1 protein-coding gene is annotated in these 484 nt (G+C 61.8%); it reads left to right on the top strand.

Features of this window, described 5'->3' with window-relative positions; genetic code table 11:
• Positions 1–288 precede the first annotated feature (288 nt).
• Positions 289–484 (top strand): hypothetical protein (locus AC0L3B_RS38375; RefSeq protein ID WP_473382788.1); only part of this gene is annotated, 196 nt, incomplete at its 3' end.

Here is a 484-nt window from a genome sequence, read left to right as displayed (position 1 = left end):
GCTCGTTAAACGTGATCGGCCGGTTGATGCGATAGGCAAGGTTTACATAAAAGTGGTTGCCATAATTCTCGCCGACCTTCAACTCATGGCAGATCTCGATCTCTAACTTCTTAAGAACTTCGGGCTGGCCGTAACCGGTATGAGCTCCCACGTCTGCGGCGATCAGGGGGCGCGTGCGTAGCGGATCGGCATCCAGTATTGGCGCGTGGCCTCGACAGCTGCTGGAATATCGGCGTTACGGAGAAAGTGCCCGGTCTCGGGGTCCCTTGGTGGCGGTCCGAGCAGCGGATGGCCCTGATCGTCGCGACAGTGCAGCAGGATGGGCAGAACCAGGCCGTGACTGACGTTGCCGACGTCCAGCAACGGCGCCCACGCCGGCAGCCTGAGCCGCATCGCGGCGTAGAATCCCTGACACCAGAGTCGCGGATCGACGTCGCCATTGGGTTGCGCTGGTGCATCGGCTCGAACTGGTCGGGCGCGGTCG

This window comes from Bradyrhizobium sp. Kon56 (genome assembly GCF_055807635.1).
The sequence above is the reverse complement of the archived record's forward strand: the minus strand, read 5'-3'. Positions and strand labels throughout refer to the sequence as shown.